Raw genomic sequence first — 25,024 nt, 5'->3', positions numbered from 1 at the left:
TAGATATTTTATTTAAAATTATTTAAATTTATAAGTTATTGTTTTGTATAAAAAAGATAATTAAGTTTTTATTTAAAATATATTTATTGTTTATTTTTAATATATTTTGATTAATAATGAAATTAATATGTATCGAGGTTTATTTTATGAGCCTTAAAAATCTAGATATTAATGCCAAATTAGTTAGAGAAATTACGATTATTCTAATAATTAAAGTCGTGCTTCTCTTAACAATCAAACATATTTGGTTTGATGCTCCCACTATCCCCAAAAATTTCGACAATCAAGTCGCTGAGCATATTGCAGGCGATAACACTTCCCACATTAAGGAGACACGTTGATGATTTCTGAAAGCGTGGTTGATCTTTCGCGGTTCCAATTTGCTATGACCGCAATGTATCACTTTCTTTTCGTACCTTTGACCCTAGGCCTTGCGTTTATTCTGGCCATTATGGAAACAACTTACGTGATATCTGGTAAAGAAATTTACAAAGATATGACTAAGTTTTGGGGAAAATTATTTGGTATTAACTTTGCCTTAGGTGTAACTACAGGCTTAACCATGGAGTTCCAATTCGGGACAAACTGGGCATATTACTCACACTATGTAGGTGATATTTTTGGTGCACCACTGGCAATTGAAGGCTTAATGGCATTCTTCCTTGAGTCGACATTTATCGGTTTATTCTTTTTCGGATGGGACCGTCTGAGCAAAGTACAACATTTAGGTGTAACTTGGTTAGTTGCTCTTGGCTCTAATATGTCAGCTCTCTGGATTTTGGTTGCCAATGGTTGGATGCAAAACCCTGTTGGCGCAGCATTTAACTTCGAAACCATGCGTATGGAGCTTGTCGATTTTGGCGCACTTATTTTCAACCCAGTTGCGCAAGTAAAATTTGTACATACTGTTTCTGCTGGATATGTAACAGGTGCGATTTTCGTACTCGCGATTTCAAGCTATTACTTGCTTAAAAAACGTGATCTTCCTTTTGCTCGCCGTTCATTTGCAATTGCCGCAATTTTCGGACTTGCTTCTACACTTTCAGTGATTTTGCTTGGTGATGAATCTGGTTATGAGCTAGGTGATGTGCAAAAAACTAAACTCGCTGCAATTGAAGCCGAGTGGGATACTCACCCTGCACCTGCGCCATTTACTTTATTTGGTGTACCAAATCATGAAGAAATGCGAACAGACTATGCAGTTAAAATTCCTTATGCATTAGGTTTAATTGCAACTCGCTCAACAACTAAAGAAGTTACTGGTCTTAAAGATCTCATGCAGCAGCATGAAGTTCGTATTCGCAACGGTATGCTTGCTTATGCTGAACTTGAAAAACTACGTGCTGGTGATCGCTCACCAGAGTTATTAGCTTCATTTGAGAAAAACCAAAAAGATTTAGGTTATGGCCTACTTCTTAAAAAATATGCACCAAATGTCGTAGATGCAAGTGAACAAAACATTCAAGCCGCTGTCAAAGACACTGTTCCAAATGTGACTGCATTGTTCTTCTCTTTCCGTGCAATGGTGGCCTCTGGTTTCTTAATGTTGCTTCTTTTCATTTTAGCCACTTGGGCTGTAGCAAAAAGAAATGCTGAAAATAAACCTTGGTTACTCAAATACGCATTGTTTGCGTTACCTCTTCCGTGGATTGCTGCACAAACAGGTTGGTATGTCGCTGAAGGAGGTCGTCAACCTTGGTCTATCGGTGAGATTTTACCGACACACTTATCAACTTCGAGTTTAAGTACAGGTGATGTATGGGGCTCTATCCTCGCATTAGCAGCGTTCTATACCGTCCTTTTAATTATTGAAATGTACTTAATGATTAAATTTGCTCGCTTAGGGCCAAGTTCTCTTCACACTGGTAAATATCATTTTGAAAAACAAGAGCCGAAAGCACCTGTTAATGGGGAGGTTTTATCATGATTGAATACGAACTCCTAAAAATCATATGGTGGGTGTTAGTTGGGGTCTTACTCATAGGGTTTGCTTTAACTGATGGCTTCGATATGGGCTCAATGGCACTCATGCCTTTTGTCGGCAAGACTGATAACGAACGTCGTGCTGCTATCAATACTATTGCACCGCACTGGGATGGTAATCAGGTCTGGTTTATTACCGCAGGTGGCGCCCTATTTGCAGCTTGGCCTATGGTTTACGCAGTTGCATTCTCCGGAATGTATTGGGCCTTATTACTTGTGCTATTTGCCCTATTCTTGCGCCCTGTAGGTTTTGACTATCGTTCTAAACTTGAAAATACAAAATGGCGCAACTCTTGGGACTGGGGCCTTTGTATTGGTGGTGCCGTGCCTGCTCTAGTTTTCGGTGTAGCATTCGGTAATTTATTCTTAGGTATTCCTTTTAGTTTAGATAGCACATTGCGCTCTGAATATTCGGGTAGCTTCTTTGCTCTTCTTAATCCGTTTGCTTTAGTTTGCGGTATCGTCAGTTTATCTATGCTGTGCGCGCACGGCGGTGCTTGGCTTATGCTGCGTACAGACGGCGCTTTAAAACAGCGTTCTGCTAAAGCCACCCAAATTATGGCAGCAGTATTCTTGGTTTGTTTCCTTGTAATTGGGGCATGGTTATACTTCGGTCAAGTTCCTGGTTATAGCTATGCTGCTATAATTGATCCAAATGCTGCTCTTAATCCTTTAGCTAAACAAGTCATCACAAATAACAACCCAGGTTGGATGAACAACTACACCAGCTATCCGATCACTAAGGTTGCTCCAGTTGTCGCAATTTTAGGGGCAATTCTTGCCTTCTTTACAGCATCAAAAGCAAAAGCAGGTTTAAGCTTTGCCGGTACAAGCTTAATGATTGTAGGTGCAATCTTAACTGCTGGGTTTGCTCTCTTCCCATTTTTATTGCCATCGAGTATTAACCCGAACTCTAGCTTAACAATGTGGGATGCTGTATCAAGTCACCGTACTTTAGGTGTTATGACTGTTGCTGCATGTATTTTTGTTCCAATCATTTTGCTCTATACAACTTGGTCGTATTACAAAATGTGGGGCGTGATTACCAACAAACATATCGAGTCAAACTCGCACAGCTTGTACTAATAAGGAGAAGCAAATGTGGTATTTCGCATGGATTCTTGGGATTTTGATGGCATGTTTTGCAGGTGTATTGAGTGCTCTTTATATCGAACATCATCAAAATTTAGATGAGGAATAAATCATGGCAAACGCAATGACAGCATCAAATCAACGAAAAGCTCAAGCATTTGCAATGGCCATTTCATTTCTGTTGGCATTGCCGCTTGCTGCAATTTTACTGGTTCATCCTTCACTAATGTTAGATGCAAACGGACACTACAATCATAGCCAGCTTATGCTGGTCATGGTGGGAATTTCTGGAGGCTTCATTTATGGTGTTGGTTTTGTACCCCACTTCTGGTTATGGAAATGGTTGTTTAGTCCATGGATAGCTTGGCCTCTCATGCTTTTAGGCTATTACATCTGGTTTCTAACCTAAACAAAAAGGACCTCATTTGAGGTCCTTTTTCATTTCAATCAGCTTAATAGGTACAAGTGGAACTCCAACATCTGCTTCAAGTGGATATGGTTCTTGATTGCCTGTTTTTGTATATCCGCGTCTCTCATAATAACTAATTAGCTCTGAACGCACATTCAAAACATACATGATGGCACTGTCCAATTCCGGTACTTTGTGCAAAGCAAACTGTTCAGCGTACTCCAGAACCGAACGACCTACTTTCATATTCTGTAAATTAGGATCGGTACAGAATGTTCCTATCTCAACCGCGTTGTTTTGAAATGTAAGGCCTATGCATGCAGCAATTTGTGAAGAATTTATTTCTGCAACCAATAATACTGAGTTAGGTAATTCTAATTGCTGTTTCAATTGCTCTTGACTAATACGTTGGCCTTTTACAAATTCAACTTCAGTTGTCCAGCTTCTACTTTGTTGCGCTCTATAGGCCTGATTAATCAAATCTACAAGTGAGGGAATATCACTCACTTTAGCTAAACGGAAATTTAAATTTATCATAAATATACTTAGGCTATTTAAAATATTCTAAAAAATAAAGCCGATATTAAATCGGCTTTATTTTGAATAGCAATTGATTAATTTGATTGTTCAGCTAACCAAGCCATAAATTTTTGACGCTCAGCTTTAGAAGATTTCTGCCACACTTCAACCAACCGTTGATCATTACTTTGCGCAGCACCTGTCGAAGGAACCGTTGCAGCAACAGATGTAGTAACTTGAGAAGTAGATGGCTTGGCAGCAGCATAAACAGCTTGAGGCTGAGGTTTAGAAGGTTTTGTTGTAAAATCAGCTACCTTACCCAACAAGCCAGTTGCAAACCAAGGTTTTGCTTCATTGTTTGCACCAGTTTGCTGAACAACTAGTTCATTATTTGAATTATATAAAGCCACTGTTGGTTGCTCAGCATATTTCTTTGCTTGCTCATATTTTTTTGGCACATCAACCATCGCCAGCTTATAAGTTTGGCCGTCTTTTAATGTTGGTGTTTGAATTGTAACCACGCCCGACTTAACGATATCGTGCTCACCATTTAAATGTTCAAAATATTCTTGATAACGTACACTTAAGTTTGTTTCGCCGGCATCGACTTTGTAACTATTTTTAGAAGAACGAAATAATCCAGAGTTGACTTCTTGACCATTCACCGCAAGGATTACAATTTCCTCTGGTGCTGTAATTGTAACTGCTGAAAATACTGAACCGCTGAGTAATAAACCAATCGCAGCAACACTTAATCTTAAAGTCATCTGTTCACGTCTCTATAATATTTAATAGTTTGTAAAAACATGAGCAATATGCAACATGATTATGACCATTTTATGACAAGCTTTATTTATACAAACTTAGCCTTAATTTTTTTAAAATATATTATTGAATTTTAGTCATTATCTATTTTAAAACAAAGTTACAACCCATTTTTCAAGCATAAAAAAAAGAGCACCTTCAAGGTGCTCTTTTCATCAACCAAACTTAGTTGAATGTTTTAAAACGATCTTCATCGCTAATAAATGCTTTCTCACCAGCAGGAGCTTCAACAGAACCAAATACTAGCTGAGCACGTAATTTCCAATTTGCAGGTACATCAAATGCAGCAGCAGCATCTGCGTCAACAATTGGGTTATAGTGCTGCAAAGAAGCACCTAAGCCTAGCTCTGAAAGTGCTGTCCAAGTTGCGAACTGAGCAATTGCAGTTGAATGTTCAGACCAAACTGGGAAGTTGTCTGCATATAATTCAAATTGCTCTTGTAAGCTTTTAATAACAGCTTGATCTTCATAAAATAATACTGTACCAACACCAGCAACAAAACTATCAATTTTTGCATTTGTACCAGCAAAAGAATCTGCAGGAACAATTTTACGTAATGCTTCACGAACTAAATTCCAAAATTTAGCATGTGATTCACCATAAAGTGTCACTACACGTGAAGATTGTGAGTTGAATGATGATGGACTATGTTTAACCGCTTCACGAATTGTTTCTTCAATTTTAGTGCGATCTAATGCAACATTTTTACCAATTGCATAAATAGTACGACGGTTTTTAATTTTATCTAAGAAAGTAGACATTTTGTTATTTCCTACCTATTTGATTGACCATTGGCCGTTGTTTGGGAATGAATATAGTCTATGAAACTCATTTCTTATAATCAGCATTAAAAATATGACAGTTCGTTTTATTTTCGCAACAATAAAAAAAGATATTAATATAAAAAAACCTCACTATTTCGTGAGGTCTTATCAACTTAACTAGACATTATTTTTCTGTTTCAAATAATGCTGCTACAAATGATTTCGCCGAGAACGGTCTTAAATCATCAATTTTTTCACCAACACCAATGAAACGAATTGGCACATGAGTACGGCTTGCAATATTGAACAGTACACCACCTTTAGCAGTACCATCTAACTTAGTAATAGTAATACCAGTTAATCCCACTGCTTGGTCAAATTCTTGTACTTGGTTAATTGCATTTTGCCCTGTACCAGCATCCACTACTAACATAATTTCATGCGGTGCGGTTGCATCAATTTTTTGCATAACACGCTTAACTTTCTTAAGCTCTTCCATCAAGTTGCTTTTGTTATGTAAACGACCTGCGGTATCCGCAATTAGTACATCAATACCTTTTGCACGTGCACTTTCAAAAGCATCAAAAATAACCGAAGCACTGTCCGCACCGTGTCCTTGAGCAACAACAGAAATATCGTTACGCTCACCCCAAATTTGCAATTGTTCAGTAGCAGCTGCTCGGAATGTATCACCTGCAGCTAGCATTACTTTTTTACCTTCGCCTTGTAAACGCTTAGCAAGTTTACCAATTGTCGTTGTTTTACCTACACCATTCACACCAACCATTAAAATCACATATGGCGATTTATTTGGGTCAATATGTAAAGGCTTAACACGAGGCGCAAGCAAAGCAACCAACTCTTCTTGTAAAGCTTTATAAAGTGAATGTGAATAAATCAAATCGCCACGAGCGGTACGTTCAGTCAAGTTGGTAATAATTGTTTTGGTTGCTTCAACACCAATATCAGCAACTAATAACTGCTCTTCTACTTCTTCAAGCAACTCATCATCAATTTCTTTACCACCAATTAAGATGTTGACCATACCATCAGTGAAATTACGACGGGTTTTAGTCAAACCATCCTTCATTCGTCCAAAGAAACCAGATTTTGGCTTTTCTGACTCTAAAGAAGGTGCAGTTTCAACAGCTTCTTCAACTTTTACTTCTTGCTTAACAGGTGATTCAACGATAGGAACATCGATAGCAGGTAAATTAGGCAATGTGACATCGTCATCCCCGATCTCAGCATCTATCAAGAATTTATTTTGCATATTCGATTGTTGTTGCATGCCGATTCCTTGAAAAGCAGCGTGTTAAAAAACGGAAAGTTTAGCATAAATTCAAGTTTTTGCCTGCTCCAATAGCGAGCAAAACCTTGTTGAAATAAAGACAATACTTATTGAGTATCTTCTTGCGCTAATGCTGGATATTCTTTGATATGATTGTGTTCAAATTGATAAGCATGCATTAATTTCAGATACTCTGCTCGATGAATCTCAGATTGAGTCATAATCAACTCAGCCATATCCTGAGTTCTAGGATAAGTCGCCTGTCGAGAAAGTTGTACAATTCTTTGGTATTGCTCTGAATTGACAGGACGAAGTAATGCTAAATAAGAAAGTACAAAAATACAGGCAATAATAATAATCACAACTAGATTAAAACATTGCTCTGCCTTTAACTCAGACTTTAATTTAAGTAAATTTTGTTTGAATGTGAGCATGACCTACCTCTAATTTATGTAGTGTAGGGTTCAATGCACTTCAGCACAAGATCAAAATCCAGTAAGGCTAATATTCTTTATCCTTACTGGATCGTAAACTTTAGCTGATTAGAGATCGAATTACAGAGAAGTATAAAATTGCAGCAATAATCACTAAAACAAGAAACATAGCAAAAATGCTCAAACCTTCTTCTGCATCTGCTGGGTGCAATTCATCTTCATCTGCAATTTTTCTAAGCTCACCATCATATATATTATAGAACTGAGCTTTTTGACTAGGATCTAATTGGCTAGCGTAATCAAAAACGCGTTTCCTTTGTGCCAAACAATAATCACCTAAATGTATTTCTTGATGAAAAATTGCTTCGTCTAATAATTTACGATGATAATGAGCAAGCTCTATTATTTGGTCCTCTTTAGGAGGAGTATCAAAAACAAAGCCATCGATTGTATTTGTCATAGTTATTCTCCTTGTCTTTTATTCTCATATTGATTTTACTCAAAATTATTTGCGAATAATGTTTAATCATGTATCCTAATAGTGAAATAAAGAAAGCTGATCAATAGTTGACAAATCAATTAATCTGTAATATTAGTTTAACAATTCTAAGTTAAATTAGATTAAAGGCAGCGACCTTTAGAAAAAGTAATCATAATTACAATAAGGAGTTTTATATGATTCAACGTATCTCTCATCATGATTTAGAACATGTATACGCAACTGCAGTTAACACAATTCACTCTCAAATGAATTTCCAAGATGCAGTTGCACAGTTAGAAGAAGTTGCTCGTGCTGGTCACGGTAAAGCTGCACTATTCTTAGCAGAATTATACTATCAAGGTTTCCGTGTTGAACGTGACTCCCTGAAAGCACAATATTGGCAGAAACTGGCCACCATGCAAGCATAAAGAAACGTCACTTAGGTGGCGTTTTTTTATGCCTATAAAAATTCAATATAGACAAACTAAATTGCTATTTTTCTTGCGCTTCACCAAAGCTTTAGTCGCTTTGTCTTGCTCAGGTGGCGTTTTTTACGTCTATAAAAAACAAAATGAATCATAAGCATAATAAGCTTCTTCAATAACTACGAAAACAATATTTTCATTTGGTATTTATCATTGATATTTCTAGTCATCAATATTTGTTTACGTTTTGACACCTGTTTAAACTGAAATGTCATCTGATTCTCTTATAATAAGCTAGATAAGTTAAAAACCTTTAAATTGAAAAATGAATAATTTAAGTAATCTACAACCGGTTTCTAAAGACTTGATGATCAAGATTTATATTTTAAGAACCATGATGTACTGCGGGGTTCTTTGGGGACTATTTGATGAAGGATGGGCCATTAAATCGGATCAGGAAGATTTCATTTTCCCATTTTGGCTAAATGGAGTTCAAGCGCATCGATATGCTAAAACTCACTGGCCTAATTACAAACCTAGAAAAATCACTCCAAAAGACTTCCATGAATCTCTACTACCAACCTTAACACGGTTAAAAGTTACCCCTGCTTTATTTAATTCATCTCACCGCAAGTTAAAGCTATCTACTCAGCAAATGCATCATTTCTTTTTTAATCATCCTAAATGGCAGGTAGCTTAATTTTTAAGCCACCAAATATAGAGTGCTTTTTGAACGCTTGAGCATAAAACTTGTATTTGAGTGACTATCGAGTCTTTGCAATTTTGTAAAATCAGGCTAATTTAAATCAAAATGATAAAACAACAGGACAGAAGAAATGACTATCGTTGCACAAGTAATTAAGAACAAATCACAACAAGCTATTTTCACAATCTCACCCGAAGCAACTGTCCTTGAAGCAATCACGATTATGGCTGAAAAAGGAATTGGAGCTTTAGTCGTAGCAGAGGGTGAAACAGTAGTTGGAATACTATCTGAGCGTGATTACACTCGAAAAGTAACTCTAATGGAACGCTCGTCTTATAGCACAACAGTTGCTGAAATTATGACAGCAAAAGTAATCACTGTAGGCCTAAACAATACAGTTGAAGAATGTTTACAGCTCATGACCGATCGTCATTTACGTCACTTACCTGTATTAGAAAATGGAAAACTAGTTGGTTTTATTTCAATCGGTGACTTAGTTAAAGCAGCAATGGAAGACCAAAAAGTTTTAATTGAACAATTAAAGCAATATATTTCTGGCTAAACGTACAAAATAAAAATGGGCGATTAACGCCCATTTTTATTGTCTTTAAAACTTAAAGATAATTGATAATTAAAGCAACTAAACGTTCTAGCAAAATATCAGCTTGAGCTTGAGTCATATTAATTGGAGGTAATAAACGAACTACAGAACCTGCTGTTACATTAATAATAAGCTTGTATTCATCACGAGCAATCGCAACAAGTTCAGCACAATCTTTAGGTAATTGAATACCAATCATCATACCAAAACCACGCACTTGTACGCCTTTATCTGCTAATTGAGCACGTAATTGATCAACAATATAGTTACCCACTACTGCTGCATTCTCTACTGCATTTTCCTTCTGGATCGTATCAATTACCGTATAAACCACACGAGAACCCAATACCGTACCACCATAAGTCGACCCATGGCTGCCAGGCCCTAATAAGCCTACAGCTTTACCTTGGGTCATTACAGCACCCACAGGAAAACCATTCCCTAATCCCTTAGCAGTGGTTAAAACATCTGGAATAATATTGGTATGTTGATATGCAAAGTATTTACCAGTACGACCATTACCAGTTTGAATTTCATCTAACATCATCAACCAGTTGTGCTGATTACAAAGGTGGCGAACTTCTTCTAAATAGCTAAATCCCTGTGGCGCAGTATTAATACCACCTTCACCTTGGATCGGCTCAATCAAAATAGCAACAATATCTGGATGTTGTAGAGCAGCTTCTTGAATCGCTTCGATATCACCAAATGGCACTCGAATAAAGCCTTCTACTAAAGGAGCAAAACCATCTTGTACTTTCTTGTTACCAGTTGCAGAAAGTGTCGCCAAAGTACGACCGTGAAATGATTGTTCAGCCACAATAATCTTTGGCAGACTTATACCTTGTTGAGTACCAAATTTACGAGCAATTTTGATTGCACCTTCATTTGACTCGGCACCACTATTTGAAAAGAAGATTTCTTCCATACCAGAAACTTCAGCAAGCTTCTGAGCAGCAGCAGTTTGCCAAGGAATTTCAAATAAATTACTGGTATGTACGAGTGTTGCTGCTTGTTCAGCAATAGCTTCAGCAATAGCAGGATGAGCATGTCCTAAACCACAGACAGCAATACCCGTTAATGCATCTAAATATTCTGTACCATCTTGTGTATAAAGATATGTCCCTCGGCCTCGGACAAAACTGATCGCTTGGCGACCATAAGTAGCCATTAAGTGTGTTGGTTGATCAGGTTGTACTGGAGCTAGGGTAATATCAGTCATCACGAACTCTGTCTGTATGAGGTTTTAAGAAGGGTTTATATAAACAAAAACTTGCGCTGATGAAAAGTCTCATCACTCATTTATCTAAAATTTCGTCTGCTTTTTACTATCACTTCGGTTTATACAATAAAATATTGAATATTCTATGCAACTTTAAGCAACAAGGTGGTTTGCAAAGCAATGTGAACACCCCCTATAATGCTGCAAGATTAGTTGAGGATCTACATATGACTGAACAAGCACGTGATACTGAAGCGTTAATTCGCGATCAAATTGCGAAGCATCCCGTTTTACTTTACATGAAAGGCACTCCACAGTTTCCACAATGTGGTTTCTCTGCACGTGCAGTAGAGGCGCTCAGTCAAATTGGTCGTCCATTTGCATATGTGAACATCTTAGAAAACCCTGATATTCGTGCAACTTTACCAAAAATTGCAAACTGGCCTACTTTCCCACAATTATGGGTAAATGGTGAGCTTATTGGTGGTAGTGATATCATGCTCGAAATGTTCCAAAATGGCGAATTAAAACCATTAATCGAACAATACAGCGCAGCTCCAGAAGCGTAATAATAAAAAAGCCAATCGAAAGATTGGCTTTTTTATACTCATGAATTTAACAATCACTTATACCCACATAACGAAATAAACCATCTACACCAAGATCTGCTTTTAAAATAGTTAGATTTTTATATGGTGTAGTCATTATCGCATCAAAAATATTCATATTCGGATCTTCATGTAACTCATCTACATTTTGAGTCATGCATTCTTCAAAACGGTCGGCTACAAATTCAAAGCCCAAATCCATCGCAATGAATAATGTATGTTGACAAGGTTGAACGTACTGCTCTTGTGTCCAATCAATAACCGCAAGCTTACAAATTGGGCAAAGAATATTAGCCTCTGCATTCTGTAATTCAACTAACTGGTAAGACATACTTTAAGAAAAAAATCGAGAAAAATATATTTTATGAAAATTAAGGCATGAACGCCATATTTGATTTTCAACTCCATATAATAAACGACAAACACATTCCAATGTAATTACATTTAAATTTCAAATTATCTAAATCCCCCTTTTTAAGTCATATTTATAAGCTTTTTACAAAAAATTAAAATCAAACTTTATCGTTGCAAAACTAATAATGTAAAATCTTTAGTGTTGCATAAATAGGATATTTTAATGCTCACAGATCTTGATGATTTTTATTGTTTTGCCCTTGTTGTTGAGCATGGTGGATTTAGTGCTGCCGAACGTGTTACCGACATTCCAAAATCAAAATTAAGTCGTCGTGTTTATAATTTAGAGGAAAATTTAGGGGTTCGCTTAATTCAGCGTAGTTCTCGTCATTTTGCTGTTACCGATATCGGGATGGATATCTATAGACACGCGCAAGTCATGATGAATGCTGCTCAAGCAGCCCATGATTTAGTTGATCACTTAAGTATTCAACCGAGAGGTGTAGTCAAAGTAAGTGTTCCGGTAGACATTGCACAAAACCAGCTACCTAAAATTTTACCGGCATTCTTAAAAAAATACCCTGAGATTCGTTTACAACTGATTGTAAGTAACCGCCGCGTTGATGTTATTAATGAAGGTATTGATGTCGCTCTACGCGTCAGATCAAAATTAGATGATGACCCTAGCCTAGTCCTTAGACAGTTTTCACTGATAGAACAAAGTCTCTTTGCGAGCCAAGCTTATTTAAATGAGTTTGGTAATATTAAGACACCTGAAGAATTAAGTGATCACCGAATTTTAAGTTTGTCTGAAGAACATTTAGATCAACAATTTATATTACACGGTCCAGATAACCAGCTAAAAAAAGTGAAAGTTAGTCCAACTGTAATGGGAACAAATATCTACATGCTCGCCCAACTTGCGAGTCAAAATTGTGGTATTGCGTTGTTACCTGACACAGCGGCTGAAGACTTTGTGAAATCGGGGCAACTTGTGCAAATCTTGCCGGATTGGAAAGCAGCTCACGGTATATTCCATGCTGTTTATCCTTCTCGTAGAGGATTACTCCCAGCAGTGCGTGTATTTATTGATTATCTTGTGGAACAACTTTCAGAACATTAATAAATTAAGCTCCATAAAAAAAGTTCGATAAATTATCGAACTTTTTTATAACTATTAAATTTCCGGATAGCTTCCCACACCTTCTGGCCATGGTGTCAGTAATTCAAAACCTGTATCTGTAACAGCAACCATATGTTCCCATTGAGCAGATAAAGAAAGATCTTGAGTAATAACCGTCCAACCATCATTTAATTCTTTAACTTGAGGTTTCCCTGCATTAACCATAGGTTCAATCGTAAAGACCATACCTTTCTTCAGAACTAAACCTTGGCCACGTTGCCCATAATGCAGAATATTAGGTTGCTCATGGTAAACTTTACCAATACCATGCCCACAGTATTCACGGACAATACTATATCCTTCGCGATGAGCAACTGATTGAATGGCATAACCTATATCACCTAAAGTAGCTCCTGGTTTAACCGTGTGAATACCAGCAACCATCGCCTCATAGGTCGTTTCAACTAATTTTTTCGCATGTGGATTTACGTTGCCCACATAATACATACGGCTCGTATCACCGAAGTAGCCATCTTTGATAATTGCTACGTCAATATTAATAATATCGCCATCTTTTAAAACTTTATTTGGCGAAGGTATACCATGACAAACAACTTCATTCACTGAGGTACAAATTGTTTTTGTAAACCCATGATAACCAACATTAGCAGGAATAACTTTTAAAGTATTTACGATGTAATCATTGCAAATATTATCTAAATATTCAGTTGTTACACCTGGCTTAACATACTTCCCTATCATTTCTAAAACTTGTGCAGCCAAACGCCCAGAAATTCTTAATTTTTCCAGATCTTGTTCAGTTTTAATTGTAACAGTAGAAGCTCTCATTCAATTTTATCCTCGTAGGGACTGTTTTTACCATGCCTACAAAAATGTTAGTTAATTTAGAGTATTTTAGAATGGATATAGGATAGGCGGAAAGCTTTAAATGCCCAAATATTCAACATTCATAATCGTATTTTATATTTTTATTTTTACATAATTTCCTTAAAAAGTCAGACTTAAAAACTGTTTTCTTTATTTCTTTCAATGATTTTTCAAATAGATAACTTAACCAATTGATATTTTTCATATCTCTGAATGATTTTCAAGTCCTGAAAAAAAGCTTTTTCACATAAAATAGCGCTTGATCATGATCTCTTTTGCTCTAAAATTCTTTCTTTTTTGTTAAATTTAATTTATGCAACATCTTCGTACCGGAGATATTATTGCCTTAGGTTTTATGACCTTTGCCCTCTTTATTGGGGCTGGCAATATTATCTTTCCTCCCATTGTGGCACAACAAGCCGGTGATCACGTATGGTTAGCTGCCATAGGCTTCTTGATTACTGCCGTTGGCTTACCCGTAATTACGATTATGGCACTCTCTCGTATGCAGGGTTCCATTGAAATCATTAGTTCACCTTTAGGTCGTATCGCAAGTCTGATTTTAACAGTAGTCTGTTATTTATCAGTTGGCCCTTTATTTGCTACGCCACGTACTGCAACAGTTTCTTATGAAATTGGTTTTTCGTCTTACTTTGGAACATCAAGCAGTAGTCTTCTAATTTACAGTGCGATTTACTTTGCATTTGTAACTATTGTTTCTTTATATCCAAACAAGCTTTTAGATACAGTTGGACATGTTCTAGCACCTCTAAAAATTATCGCTTTAGCAATTTTAGGTATTGCAGCGGTTATGATTCCTGCGGGTTATGTTCCTGCTCCAATTAATCATTATGTTAACTCTCCTGTTTCAGAAGGTTTCGTAAATGGTTATCTCACTATGGACACTTTAGGTGCCTTAGTATTTGGTATCGTCATTATTCAAGCAATTTATTCGCGTGGTGTTACTGATAAAAAACTAGTAACCAAGTATGCAATTATTGCCAGCCTTATCTCAGGTGTTGGTCTAACTTTAGTTTATTTAAGCTTATTTAAATTAGGTTTAGGTAGCCATGAAGTCGCACCAAATGCAGCGAATGGTGCTGTAATCCTACATGCATATGTTCAACATGCTTTTGGAAACATGGGTTCATTATTCTTAACTGGCCTCATTTTCTTAGCCTGTATGGTTACTGCAATTGGTTTAACTTGTGCATGTGGTGAATATTTTGCCCAACTCACTAAGTTACCGTATAAGCTTTTAGTTTTCATCTTAGTTGGTTTCTCTTTCATTATTTCTAATCTTGGATTAACCAAACTCATTGCCGTATCAGTACCGGTTTTAAGTGCAATTTACCCACCTGCTATTGTGGTTATTATGCTCAGTTTCTTCTGGAAATTTTGGCATAAGCCATCGTTTATTGTTGGTTCAGTAACAAGTATTGCTTTAATTTTCGGAATTATCGATGGGCTTAAAGTTGCTGGTTTTGGGGATAACCTTCCTACTTTCCTTCAACATTTACCATTAAATGAACAAAACTTGGCATGGTTGATCCCATCTTTAGTTGTTCTTGCGGTGACTACCCTTATCGACAAAGTTAAACATAAAAGCATTTAATCTGGTGTTTTTTTGAAATCGAGTTTTACCCAAACATGATTTTATATATCGAATAAAATGCTGCGTTTACCCAACCGGCATTTTATTTCCAACACCAGTATTTAATGACAATTCAACTATAGATATAATTAATTTTTACTGTAATATTACACTAAAATAATTTTTAGCTTACTCAGGAAAGAAGAGCATAAATGAAAACTAAATATTACCTAACATTAGCAGATGCAGAGTTTTTAATGGAAGAAGCTCAAAAATATGCAATCGAACATAATTTCAAAGTCAGTATAGCCATTGTTGATGAAACAAGCTCTTTATTACTTATGAAACGCCTAGATGGCGCTTCTCCTCTCAGTACACATATATGCCTAGAAAAGGCTAAATGCTCATCAATGAGCGGTCGCCCTTCAAAATTTTACGAAGAACTTCTTCAAAATGGCCGTCTTGGTTTCTTAAGTCTACCAAGTGCTAAAGGTATGCTAGAAGGCGGAAAAGCGATTATTTATGAAGGCCAGATTTTAGGCGCAATTGGTGTTTCTGGTGTCCAATCTTTTGAAGATGCTGAAATTGCACAACACGCAATTGATGTCTTCTTAAAGAAACAAAGCAACTAAATTAAAATGAGAGAAAAGAGAAATTATTACACTTTTCACCTAAAAATTTCTCTTTTCTAAAATATTAAGTATTTTATACAAAAATATTTAATATTTACCTTTCTTATACCTTAACTATTTATAAATATAGAGGTTTTCATAAAACTGTTCAAAATTTTTTCAATTGACTATTGAATTAAGCTAAAAATACAAGTACAACATTAAACTTATTCTTGACTAAAACATTCGGTTTTAGCGCAACCACAAGGAGGGATGGAGATGTTATCATTACATTTCAACAAACAAGTCTTCATTAACACTCTGAACAGTAAAGATTCAGTTGTTTATGGAGTAACAACGCTTGCTCTTATGCTGACTCTACTGTTTCAAGGTATGATTAAAGGGAATCTCAAACCCGAATACTTTATGTATGCCATGGTTGTTTCTTTCGTATTTTGTGTATGGGCCTTTGTCGACCACAAAATGCGAAAATTAGCTAAAAGACGACTGAGTCAGTCACAGTAATACAAAGATTAAAAATGGATGAGTGATCATCCATTTTTTTATTTGCTTAAGAACAACAAGATCGTTCCCATAACTAAAATAGCAGTTGCTAGTAGCTCAGTAACAATTAAACCGATCATCATGAAAGTCATCAACCATGTCGGTAAATTAAAGTGCCCTAACCTATGAGGTTTTTTAAACTGATTGGTCGTATCCTGCAAAAACCCGTGGATGATATAAACTAAAATTGAGAAGCTAAAAAATAGTATATTTGCCAATACACACCATAAAGCAATATCTTCATTTAAAACCGTAAAATAACTTAATACAGCCAAAATGAGTGTAGCTGCTGCATAAAGCAAACTGCTTCTATGTGCAATGTCTACATAATAATGTGCACGGCTTAATTCAGAATGGCGAATTTGCCAATATTTCCATACTCCTGTTAACATTCCTATCCATAAAAAGACACCGCTAAAGACTATAGCCAACTGTACAGCTTTCGATATTTCCATAATTTCCGTTATTCGTTTTATTAAAATTTGATGAGCTGTATAACATAAATCTTGACTTTGTAGTCACATTTTAATCAAGTACCTTTTCAGAACTCATGTACATTAAGGTAAATGATTAGACAATTCACTTTAACTCTATGGATAAGACTTTTGAATCTTTTTGGATAACCTGTAAAGATGGTTATCAGCTTGCAGCTCAATTTTATCCTGCTCAAGAAAAGAAAACTGAATACCCTGTCCTTATTTGTCCAGCAACAGGTATTACTAAAAACTTTTATCACTCCTTTGCAACTTGGCTAAGTCAACAAGGCCATGATGTATTGAGTTTCGATTTCCGTGGTATTGGCGAGTCTCTACATGGAGCTTTAAAACAAAGTACCGCAAGTATTACCGACTGGGGAACACTTGATATTCCTGCGGCAATTGATGCTTTATTAACAAAAACGAAAGCAAACCAAGTTATTCTTATTGGACACAGCGCGGGTGGACAATTACTAGGAGTCGTACCTAACTATAATAAAGTTGCAAAAGTAATAACGGTTGCAGGCTCAACTGGACATATTAAAGGCCTTAAAGGAAAAACCAAGTTTCTAGCGCCAGTTATGTTTAATCTTATCTTCCCTGTTTCTAGTGTTGTTAAAGGTTATGGTGCAACTCAATTTATTGGTATGGGAGAAAATCTACCTAAAAAAGTTGCTCAACAATGGCGAGAGTTTTGTAGCCGTCCCGGATATGTGAAAAATGCTATAGGCAAGACTATTTTTTATGATTTTCATTCAGATATTCAGTGTTCAATTACTGCTATTTGGGCTGATGATGATGAAATTGCAACTAAACGCAACGTACAAGAATTATTAAGTTTATATCCAAATGCAAATAAAAAAATGATTGAACTTAATCCAAAAGATTTAGGATATAAATCAATTGGCCATATGCTGTTATTTAAAAAATCACATCAAAAACTTTGGCCTATTTTAGAACAAGAAATAAATCATTAATCACCGCTTTTATTTTCGCCTCTAAGTCAGCAATCCGGCTTAGAGGTTTTTTTGTATTAAAAACGAGCAGCTTTTTACTTAAATGCGTCGATATACATTTAAAGTTCTGCTAAGGTAATTCATCTGAAGCTGTTGTCAAAACAGGTATATTTACTTGTTTAATGCAAACAGCTTCTTTTTTTCTGTTTTAGCTAAAGCCAAAGAAATTGTTCAAGGATAATTATGCTAGCACTAGAGCCTCAACATATTCATATGAATCAACGTGCTGTTGATAAAACACATGCATTAAAGTGTCTAGTAGATATATTGGAAAAAGATGGGTTAGTTACACCTGAATATATAACAGGACTCGTCAATCGTGAACAACAAAGCGCGACTTACTTAGGCCAAGGTATTGCTATTCCCCACGGTACTCCTCAATCACGTGAATATATTTTAAAAACAGGTATTCGCTTAGCCCATTTTCCTGAAGGCGTGATCTGGGATGGAGAAAATAAAATCTATTTAGCTGTCGTGATTGCAGCGAAATCTGATGAACATTTACAAGTTTTGCAAATTCTTACTCGGGCATTAATGCATGATGTAAGTGAACAAGTAAAAAATGCTTCTAAACCTGAACAAATTATAGAATTACTACAAGCTCAGCCATTATCTTTAGCGCTTCATGAAAATCTTATTCAAACCGAAATTGATGCGCAAGATATCGAAGACTTATTTTGGACAGCTTCTCAAACGCTAAAAAAACATAATTTTGTAAAATGTGGTTTTCTAAGTTCACTTGATCCACAACAAGCCATTCAACTGCAAGATCAAATTTGGTCCATTTCCAGCAATCACTTTGTTCAGCAACCGGCTATTAGCATTACTAAACCATCAAAGGTTTTAGAGCTAAATGGTAAAAAGCTAAATACACTCGTTTGTATTGCTGCTAATGATCAACTCGATAATGAAAGATTTAATCGTTTAATTGATATTTTATTTAACCCAGAGCAAGTTGCCGAGTTAGATAAAACTCAAACTCCAAACGAAATTGCAAAAATTATTGGGGCTGATGTTATTCCAGACTGGCCTCAACGCTCAGTGGTATTAGCAAATGCCCACGGTTTACATGCTCGACCAGCTACACATTTAGTCAATCTCACAAAAACTTTCCAAGGTGATATCCAAGTTGCTGTAGATGATGGTAGCTTTGTTTCTGCTAAAAGTTTAACTCGTCTTTTAGCCTTAGGTTGTAAACGTGGGCAAACTCTACGTTTTATTGCAGAACCAGAAACCGATGCAGTAGATGCCTTAGATAAAGTTGTCTTGGCAGTGCAGCAAGGTTTAGGTGAAGAAGTTGAAGTAATAGCAGTAGTAACCAGCGAATCACCTGAACAACTCCCTACCCAAACTGCAATATCAAATGCTACGACATTGGGAAACAATACAGGCATTGCGGCATCAAGTGGTTTAGCTTTTGGTCCAGTACATGTAATTAAGCCGAAGGTTTATCAATATGAACGCATGGGTTTAAGTGTAAAAGCCGAGAAAGAAAATTTAGATATTGCATTACATGCTGTAAAAAACAATATTCACCAAGTCATTGCCAAAGCGGATGCTTCTGAAATTAAACAAATCTTTCAAGCTCATTTAGAAATGCTTGATGACCCTGATTTAATTAATGGTGTCTATCAAAAAATTAATCAAAATTTATCAGCACCAGCTGCTTGGCATGAGCACATTGAAGCTGCTGCCAAAGCACAGGAAGCCCTACCAGACCGTTTACTCGCTGAACGTGCAACAGACTTACGCGATATTGGTGATCGAGTCTTAACACAGTTATGTGGTGAAGTGGTTATTGAAGAGCCTAAAGAGCCGTATATTTTAATTATGCATGATGTTGGGCCAAGCGATGTGGCTCGTCTTAACAAAGACCGCGTTGCAGGTATTTTAACTGCCATAGGCGGTGCAAGTGCTCATAGTGCAATTGTGGCACGTGCTTTAGGCATTCCAGCTATTGTTGGTGCTGGTGAACAAGTCTTGGAAATTGATCAGAAAAGTACCCTACTCATTAATGGTGACACGGGAACTTTTGTTTTAAATCCAGATACCTTTCAAATCGAACAAGCGAAGCAAGAGCGTGAGCAACAGCGTCAAATTCGTGAAGAAGCCGAACGTCATAGCCAAGAACCTGCTATTACTTTAGATCAACACCAAGTCGAAATTGCTGCCAATTTAGGTAAAGTTCAAGCAACAGCACAAGCAGTAGAATGTGGTGCAGAAGCGATTGGACTACTTCGTACAGAGCTGGTTTTCATGTCTCATAGCAGTGCACCGAGTGAAACTGTCCAAGAAGCTGACTACCGAGTAGTATTAGATGCACTTGCAGGCCGCCCACTTGTTGTACGAACATTAGACGTAGGTGGTGACAAACCCTTACCTTACCTACCAATTGCTGAAGAAGAAAATCCATTCTTAGGGTTACGGGGAATTCGTTTAACCTTAAGACGTCCTGAGCTTTTAAGACAGCAATTAACTGCTTTATTAAAAGCATCGGATAATCGTCCATTACGAATTATGTTCCCTATGATTGGACGCGTTGAAGAATGGCGTGCTGCAAAAGCGATTCTTGATGAAGTAAGAGCTCAACATCCATGTGACAATTTACAAGTTGGCATTATGATTGAAGTTCCTTCTGCAGCTTTACTTGCACCAATTCTTGCACAAGAAGTCGACTTTTTCAGTATCGGAACAAATGACCTAACTCAATATACTTTAGCGATTGACCGAGGTCACCCAATACTCTCAGCTGAAGCAGATGGATTGCACCCAAGTATTCTCAATTTGATTGATCAAACTGTTAAAGCTGCCCACAAACACGGCAAATGGGTGGGAATCTGTGGTGAGCTCGCAGCAGATCCGAAAGCTGTACCCATTCTCATGGGATTGGGCGTGGACGAACTGAGTATGTCGCCAAATAGCATTCCACTAGTAAAAGCTCAAATTCGTACGCTGAGCTATAGTCATGCTCAAAAACTTGCGCAACAAGCTTTATTGTGTGATAGCGCCCCTGCTGTACGCCAGCTCTCTGAACAAGACTTATAAAATTGGGAATAGTAATGGCTAAAATTTTAACAGTTACTTTAAACCCTGCAATTGATGTAACCATCCAACTAAATGAGTTACAGGTAGGTGAAGTGAACCGACAAGAGTCGGTAGAAATTCATGCGGCTGGTAAAGGCCTTAATGTTGCACAAGTATTAAAAGACTTAGGTCACGATGTAATCGTAACCGGTTTTTTAGGCGAGCATAATCGACAAATTTTCGATACACATTTTACCCAAGCTCAATTTCAACCCGAGTTCATTTATATTGACGGGGAAACACGCCAAAATATAAAAATTGCTGAGCATTCTGGGCGGATGACCGATTTAAACGGCAAAGGGTTCTTTGTTTCTGAAACAGACAAACAAAGCCTATTTAATAAGATTGAAGCTCTGTTACCACAAGTTGAGGTGGTTGCAATAGCTGGTAGCCTACCCCAAGGTTTTAGTATTGATGAGTTACAACAACTTATTCAACTGATCAAAAAACAAAATAAAAAAGTTGCATTAGATACCAGCGGTAAAGCTTTGGTTGCCGCAATTGCATGTCAACCTTGGATGATCAAGCCTAATACGGATGAGCTCGTAGAAAGTTATCAACGTCCTGCAACAAGCTACGCCGAACAAAGAAAACTTTTTGACAGCTTAGCCGACATTGAGCATGTGGTGATTTCAATGGGTGAAGATGGCGTAAATTGGCTGCATGCCACCCATTCCCTACATGCTCAAGCACCAAAAGTTATTGTAAAAAGTACAGTTGGTGCTGGTGATTCCCTCTTAGCGGGTATGATCCATGGACTTGTAAGCCAACTATCTCCTGAAGAAACTTTAAAAACTGCGACAGCAATTGCAAGCCATGCTGTAACACAAATTGGTTTTCGAATTCCTAGTCCAGAGGCTCTAGACCAATTAAAAGCACAAACTACTATCAATTCATTGAGTGAATCTGATGCAAACTGCTAAACATTTATTATTTGTCACTAATAGTCCGCAACAGCAAGTCAATGCTTTGATTTTAGCTCGTAAACTTGCTTTAGTCGCAACACAACATGGTTATAAACACAGCGTTATTTCACTCGATGAGTTTGAATCAGGTGATGACTTTAATCATGTGATTATTATTGGGCAACAACCTAAAAACCTAAATATTTTTGGTCAAAGTACTTTGTCTTTAGTATCTATTGAAGATATTAAAGAAGATGCAGATAAAGCACTTTTAACGGCGCTTGAACACTCGAAACCAGCAAATGAATGGGATCAAAAACCTAAGCAGACTTCAAATGCAGCAACTCACTTTGTTGCAATTACTGCTTGTCCAACTGGAGTTGCCCATACATTTATGGCAGCTGAAGCGTTACAGCAAGGTGCAGAGAGACTTGGATATCAAATCGATGTAGAAACTCAAGGTTCTGTGGGTGCGAAGAATATTTTATCAGCACAAGCGATTGCGGACGCCGATATTGTTATTCTTGCCACTGATATTGAGGTCAACACAGACCGTTTTGTAGGTAAACGTGTTTATCGATGCAGCACTGGGTTTGCCTTAAAACAAACCGACAAGGCCTTTGCCGAAGCAATTGCGAATGCACAAGTTTTAGAACAAGGTAAACAACAAGCTACAAGGGAAAATAAAGATAAAACTGAAAAAGCTGGTGTGTATAAACACTTATTAACTGGTGTTTCTTATATGCTGCCTATGGTTGTTGCAGGCGGCCTGTTAATTGCACTTTCTTTATGTTTTGGTCTAAATGCAGCCGAACAAGCAGGCAGCCTACCAGCCATATTAAAACAGATTGGTGCGGCAGCATTTACCCTAATGGTACCGATGCTGTCGGGTTATATTGCATATTCAATTGCAGATCGTCCTGGCCTTGCACCTGGTTTAATTGGTGGGTTATTAGCAGCACAGCTACAAGCGGGCTTTTTAGGTGGCATTGTTTCGGGCTTCCTTGCAGGTTATATCGCATTATTTATTGCCAAAAAACTTAAACTACCAACTAGCTTAGAATCTCTTAAACCTATTTTAATTATTCCATTATTAGGAACATTATTTGTCGGTCTCATTATGTTCTATGTGGTTGGCCAACCAGTAGCACATATTTTTGAGTTAATGAAAGATTTCCTTAACAACATGGGCACCACAAATGCCGTATTAATGGGAATTATTCTGGCAAGTATGATGTGTATTGATTTAGGTGGCCCAATCAACAAAGCTGCTTATGCTTTTACAGTCGGTTTACTTACAACCAATACTTACATGCCAATGGCAGCCACTATGGCCGGCGGAATGGTTCCTGCAATAGGTATGGCAATTGCGACCTTCCTTGCTAGAAATAAATTTAGTACAGGTGAGAAAGATGCCGGTAAAGCTGCTTTCGTGCTTGGTTTATGCTTTATTTCAGAAGGTGCAATTCCATTTGCAGCAAAAGATCCAATGCGTGTTATTCCAACTTGTATTTTAGGTGGTGCAGTAACTGGCGCATTAGTTGCTCTATTTCACTGTGAACTTGTTACTCCACACGGCGGTGTATTTGTACTTCTGATTCCAAATGCAATCAATCATGCTTGGTTATATCTAGCAGCAATTGCAGCTGGAAGCATCGTCACGGGTGTAAGTTATGCCATCCTTAAAAAGACCCAAGAAGAAAAATTATTAACAAATTCATAATTTAAGAAAAAGGAGAATATTGATTCTCCTTTTTTATTTCTATTTAATTTTATTGATTAATTTGAACTGCACGAGCCTTAACTTGCTCAGGATCTTGGGCTAATATCACTCCAAGAGTTAGCTTTTTATTAGATTCTTCTTTTAATTTCTGAGCTTCTAGCACTCTATTTACATATTTAAGTTCTAATTTGAAAGAATCACCCTATTTAAAAAAAATATTTTAATATTTAAAAATCAATAACATAAAAACAAATATTCAATAAAATTTATAGATTATTCATCAATCGTGTTAAATATATGGTAAATTTTTAGTATTTCAAACCAAAACAACTAGTTGATTATATTAAACATTTCTTTATTAAATGGATTGATTTTTTATAGTTATGACTTTACAGACAAAAAATTTTTATAGAAATGTCACGTTCAAAACAACTTTTTTTTTCTAGGATTCTCATGCAAACAGATATCGTTCATTTTACGAACAAGCGAGCAGCCAAGTTCAAATAAACGGTAAGAAATAAGTTTTATCAGATTAGCAAAATTTATAGTTTGGCCTTGTTAAATCAAATAATATAAATTTTGCTCATGACTTAAAGTCCTGATATAACTTGCTTAGTGAAACTATATTTTTCAACTATTAAAATTAGTTTCATAAAATGCGATCCACCAAGGTATGGGGAAAAGTCAATGACAAAGAAGTATGCGCGTTTTTTACCTACAACGGAATCTTTCACTCTTGAAGATTTTCCATATTATTGGATTACTCAGGTCCATGCTCAATATGTTCAAAATATTGATAATGCCCTTAAAAAATATGGCTTAGATAACTCACGTAGACGCATTATGCTTGCGCTAAGTAGTAAACCTCACGCTAGCGTGTCTGAGCTATCTGACATGATTATTTCAAAGATGTCGACTACAACTAAAATTGTTTATCGCTTAAAAGATGAGGGTTTAGTTGAAACATATTCTTGCCAAACTGATGGTCGTATTACACGCGTATATCTTACTGAACGTGGTACTGAAATGATTAATAAAATTAATGATCTAACCAGCGTAGTACTTGAGCAATCATTTGAAGGTATTACCCCTCTACAGTTAGAAAAAATGATGGAAAGCTTAAAAATGCTTTTAAAAAATCTATCTCGTTAATTTCTTTTAAACTTGCAAAATTTGTTTAGATTTCAAGCTCTCTTATGAGGGCTTTTTTTATATTTACTGAACAGGACTCAGAACCTAGATTTCACAAAGTAGCCAATTAAACACTATGCTTGTTGACATGTTCTTTCAACTCCAGTAGAAACTCTCTTTTATTATCTACATTG

27 protein-coding genes and 2 pseudogenes are annotated in these 25,024 nt (G+C 36.7%); 19 read left to right on the top strand and 10 right to left on the bottom strand.

Translation table 11 applies throughout. The annotated features are described in order from the left end of the window. Window positions 1–146 precede the first annotated feature (146 nt). Genes cydP through RMA95_RS11850 form a run of 5 tightly spaced genes read left to right on the top strand, consistent with a single transcriptional unit; the run spans window position 147 to window position 3,484 of the window. Window positions 147–341: a cytochrome oxidase putative small subunit CydP gene (cydP, locus tag RMA95_RS11870; protein ID WP_004701293.1), complete on the top strand. Its 195-nt coding sequence runs from the start codon at window positions 147–149 to the stop codon at window positions 339–341. Next, window positions 341–1,927 carry a cytochrome ubiquinol oxidase subunit I gene (locus RMA95_RS11865; RefSeq protein ID WP_263613858.1) on the top strand — a complete coding sequence of 529 codons (1,587 nt, stop codon included), beginning with the start codon at window positions 341–343 and terminating at the stop codon, window positions 1,925–1,927. Before cydP ends, RMA95_RS11865 begins: the two co-directional genes overlap by 1 nt. After that, window positions 1,924–3,069, top strand: coding sequence for a cytochrome d ubiquinol oxidase subunit II (gene cydB / locus RMA95_RS11860; protein WP_311070791.1), 1,146 nt, complete (start codon window positions 1,924–1,926; stop codon window positions 3,067–3,069). The genes RMA95_RS11865 and cydB overlap by 4 nt, the downstream gene beginning before the upstream one ends. Window positions 3,070–3,082: 13 nt before the next feature. Then, window positions 3,083–3,184, top strand: coding sequence for a cytochrome bd-I oxidase subunit CydX (gene cydX / locus RMA95_RS11855; RefSeq protein WP_000270276.1), 102 nt, complete (start codon window positions 3,083–3,085; stop codon window positions 3,182–3,184). Beyond that, complete coding sequence (locus RMA95_RS11850; RefSeq protein ID WP_263614983.1) at window positions 3,185–3,484, top strand: cyd operon YbgE family protein; 300 nt, start codon at window positions 3,185–3,187, stop codon at window positions 3,482–3,484. Window positions 3,485–3,496: 12 nt separating this feature from the next. Here the strand turns inward: RMA95_RS11850 and RMA95_RS11845 are convergent, their stop codons facing one another. The 6 genes from RMA95_RS11845 to RMA95_RS11820 form a co-directional block, all read right to left on the bottom strand. Next, window positions 3,497–4,021, bottom strand: coding sequence for a GNAT family N-acetyltransferase (locus RMA95_RS11845; protein WP_263613860.1), 525 nt, complete (start codon window positions 4,019–4,021; stop codon window positions 3,497–3,499). Between the two features lie 77 nt (window positions 4,022–4,098). After that, entirely contained in the window at window positions 4,099–4,770 is a 672-nt protein-coding gene (locus RMA95_RS11840) for a DUF2057 family protein (protein ID WP_039250578.1), read from the bottom strand. 223 nt (window positions 4,771–4,993) lie between these two features. Continuing rightward, entirely contained in the window at window positions 4,994–5,590 is a 597-nt protein-coding gene (locus RMA95_RS11835) for a nitroreductase family protein (protein ID WP_004701282.1), read from the bottom strand. Window positions 5,591–5,777: 187 nt separating this feature from the next. Then, window positions 5,778–6,884, bottom strand: coding sequence for a signal recognition particle-docking protein FtsY (ftsY, locus tag RMA95_RS11830; RefSeq protein ID WP_019458763.1), 1,107 nt, complete (start codon window positions 6,882–6,884; stop codon window positions 5,778–5,780). A 107-nt stretch (window positions 6,885–6,991) separates the two neighbouring features. Then, window positions 6,992–7,318 (bottom strand): hypothetical protein, encoded by a 327-nt coding sequence (locus RMA95_RS11825; protein ID WP_151683343.1) that lies wholly within the window; start codon window positions 7,316–7,318, stop codon window positions 6,992–6,994. 100 nt (window positions 7,319–7,418) lie between these two features. After that, on the bottom strand, window positions 7,419–7,778 hold the full coding sequence (locus RMA95_RS11820) for a hypothetical protein (protein ID WP_004701275.1): 360 nt from the start codon (window positions 7,776–7,778) through the stop codon (window positions 7,419–7,421). 215 nt (window positions 7,779–7,993) lie between these two features. On the opposite strand from RMA95_RS11820, the gene RMA95_RS11815 reads away from it, so the two are divergent. The 3 genes from RMA95_RS11815 (at window position 7,994) to RMA95_RS11805 (ending at window position 9,492) form a co-directional block, all read left to right on the top strand. Beyond that, a complete protein-coding gene (locus RMA95_RS11815; RefSeq protein ID WP_002121063.1) occupies window positions 7,994–8,227 on the top strand; it encodes a hypothetical protein in 234 nt (77 codons plus the stop codon). Window positions 8,228–8,549: 322 nt separating this feature from the next. Beyond that, window positions 8,550–8,924, top strand: a complete 375-nt coding sequence (locus RMA95_RS11810) for a DUF2750 domain-containing protein (protein WP_004701273.1) — start codon at window positions 8,550–8,552, stop codon at window positions 8,922–8,924. 136 nt (window positions 8,925–9,060) lie between these two features. Further along, the gene (locus RMA95_RS11805) at window positions 9,061–9,492 is read left to right on the top strand and encodes a CBS domain-containing protein (protein ID WP_004701271.1); all 432 of its coding nucleotides are present in this window, start codon (window positions 9,061–9,063) and stop codon (window positions 9,490–9,492) included. A gap of 52 nt (window positions 9,493–9,544) precedes the next feature. Here the strand turns inward: RMA95_RS11805 and RMA95_RS11800 are convergent, their stop codons facing one another. After that, the gene (locus tag RMA95_RS11800) at window positions 9,545–10,753 is read right to left on the bottom strand and encodes an aspartate aminotransferase family protein (protein ID WP_311070783.1); all 1,209 of its coding nucleotides are present in this window, start codon (window positions 10,751–10,753) and stop codon (window positions 9,545–9,547) included. A gap of 227 nt (window positions 10,754–10,980) precedes the next feature. Between RMA95_RS11800 and grxD the strand changes: the two genes are divergently transcribed. Further along, window positions 10,981–11,322 (top strand): Grx4 family monothiol glutaredoxin, encoded by a 342-nt coding sequence (grxD, locus tag RMA95_RS11795; protein WP_000138830.1) that lies wholly within the window; start codon window positions 10,981–10,983, stop codon window positions 11,320–11,322. A gap of 46 nt (window positions 11,323–11,368) precedes the next feature. On the opposite strand, the gene RMA95_RS11790 is transcribed toward grxD, so the two are convergent. Further along, complete coding sequence (locus tag RMA95_RS11790; RefSeq protein ID WP_311070779.1) at window positions 11,369–11,692, bottom strand: hypothetical protein; 324 nt, start codon at window positions 11,690–11,692, stop codon at window positions 11,369–11,371. A gap of 246 nt (window positions 11,693–11,938) precedes the next feature. On the opposite strand from RMA95_RS11790, the gene RMA95_RS11785 reads away from it, so the two are divergent. After that, window positions 11,939–12,838: a LysR family transcriptional regulator gene (locus RMA95_RS11785; RefSeq protein ID WP_311070777.1), complete on the top strand. Its 900-nt coding sequence runs from the start codon at window positions 11,939–11,941 to the stop codon at window positions 12,836–12,838. A gap of 54 nt (window positions 12,839–12,892) precedes the next feature. Here RMA95_RS11785 and map read toward each other — a convergent pair whose 3' ends face one another. Then, window positions 12,893–13,687 carry a type I methionyl aminopeptidase gene (map, locus tag RMA95_RS11780; protein ID WP_311070775.1) on the bottom strand — a complete coding sequence of 265 codons (795 nt, stop codon included), beginning with the start codon at window positions 13,685–13,687 and terminating at the stop codon, window positions 12,893–12,895. Window positions 13,688–14,039: 352 nt separating this feature from the next. Between map and brnQ the strand changes: the two genes are divergently transcribed. The 3 genes from brnQ to RMA95_RS11765 all read left to right on the top strand — a co-directional run bounded on the left by brnQ (window position 14,040) and on the right by RMA95_RS11765 (window position 16,456). Then, complete coding sequence (gene brnQ / locus RMA95_RS11775; RefSeq protein WP_311070773.1) at window positions 14,040–15,341, top strand: branched-chain amino acid transport system II carrier protein; 1,302 nt, start codon at window positions 14,040–14,042, stop codon at window positions 15,339–15,341. A 191-nt stretch (window positions 15,342–15,532) separates the two neighbouring features. Continuing rightward, a complete protein-coding gene (locus tag RMA95_RS11770; RefSeq protein WP_212283806.1) occupies window positions 15,533–15,952 on the top strand; it encodes a heme-binding protein in 420 nt (139 codons plus the stop codon). Window positions 15,953–16,210: 258 nt separating this feature from the next. Further along, on the top strand, window positions 16,211–16,456 hold the full coding sequence (locus tag RMA95_RS11765; RefSeq protein ID WP_311070769.1) for a hypothetical protein: 246 nt from the start codon (window positions 16,211–16,213) through the stop codon (window positions 16,454–16,456). 38 nt (window positions 16,457–16,494) lie between these two features. On the opposite strand, the gene RMA95_RS11760 is transcribed toward RMA95_RS11765, so the two are convergent. Next, window positions 16,495–16,950, bottom strand: coding sequence for a hypothetical protein (locus RMA95_RS11760; protein ID WP_311070767.1), 456 nt, complete (start codon window positions 16,948–16,950; stop codon window positions 16,495–16,497). A 137-nt stretch (window positions 16,951–17,087) separates the two neighbouring features. Between RMA95_RS11760 and RMA95_RS11755 the strand changes: the two genes are divergently transcribed. From RMA95_RS11755 to RMA95_RS11735, 6 genes and pseudogenes are all read left to right on the top strand, one after another. Then, the gene (locus RMA95_RS11755) at window positions 17,088–17,948 is read left to right on the top strand and encodes an alpha/beta fold hydrolase (protein WP_311070765.1); all 861 of its coding nucleotides are present in this window, start codon (window positions 17,088–17,090) and stop codon (window positions 17,946–17,948) included. A 222-nt stretch (window positions 17,949–18,170) separates the two neighbouring features. Further along, window positions 18,171–19,295, top strand: a pseudogene (gene fruB / locus RMA95_RS17660) (fused PTS fructose transporter subunit IIA/HPr protein); the annotation flags it as partial. Window positions 19,296–19,358: 63 nt separating this feature from the next. Continuing rightward, window positions 19,359–21,032: pseudogene (gene ptsP, locus RMA95_RS17655) on the top strand (phosphoenolpyruvate--protein phosphotransferase); the annotation flags it as partial. 14 nt (window positions 21,033–21,046) lie between these two features. Next, a complete protein-coding gene (gene pfkB / locus RMA95_RS11745; RefSeq protein ID WP_311070761.1) occupies window positions 21,047–21,994 on the top strand; it encodes a 1-phosphofructokinase in 948 nt (315 codons plus the stop codon). Further along, window positions 21,981–23,699: a fructose-specific PTS transporter subunit EIIC gene (locus RMA95_RS11740; protein WP_311070759.1), complete on the top strand. Its 1,719-nt coding sequence runs from the start codon at window positions 21,981–21,983 to the stop codon at window positions 23,697–23,699. The genes pfkB and RMA95_RS11740 overlap by 14 nt, the downstream gene beginning before the upstream one ends. A gap of 687 nt (window positions 23,700–24,386) precedes the next feature. Continuing rightward, the gene (locus RMA95_RS11735; protein ID WP_002050629.1) at window positions 24,387–24,851 is read left to right on the top strand and encodes a MarR family winged helix-turn-helix transcriptional regulator; all 465 of its coding nucleotides are present in this window, start codon (window positions 24,387–24,389) and stop codon (window positions 24,849–24,851) included. Window positions 24,852–25,024: the final 173 nt, after the last annotated feature.

The organism is Acinetobacter sp. V110_1 (genome assembly GCF_031798975.1).
In the GTDB taxonomy this organism is placed as follows: Bacteria; Pseudomonadota; Gammaproteobacteria; order Pseudomonadales; family Moraxellaceae; genus Acinetobacter; species Acinetobacter nosocomialis_A.
Note: the sequence above shows the minus strand (reverse complement) of the source record. Positions and strands in the feature narration are given on the sequence as shown.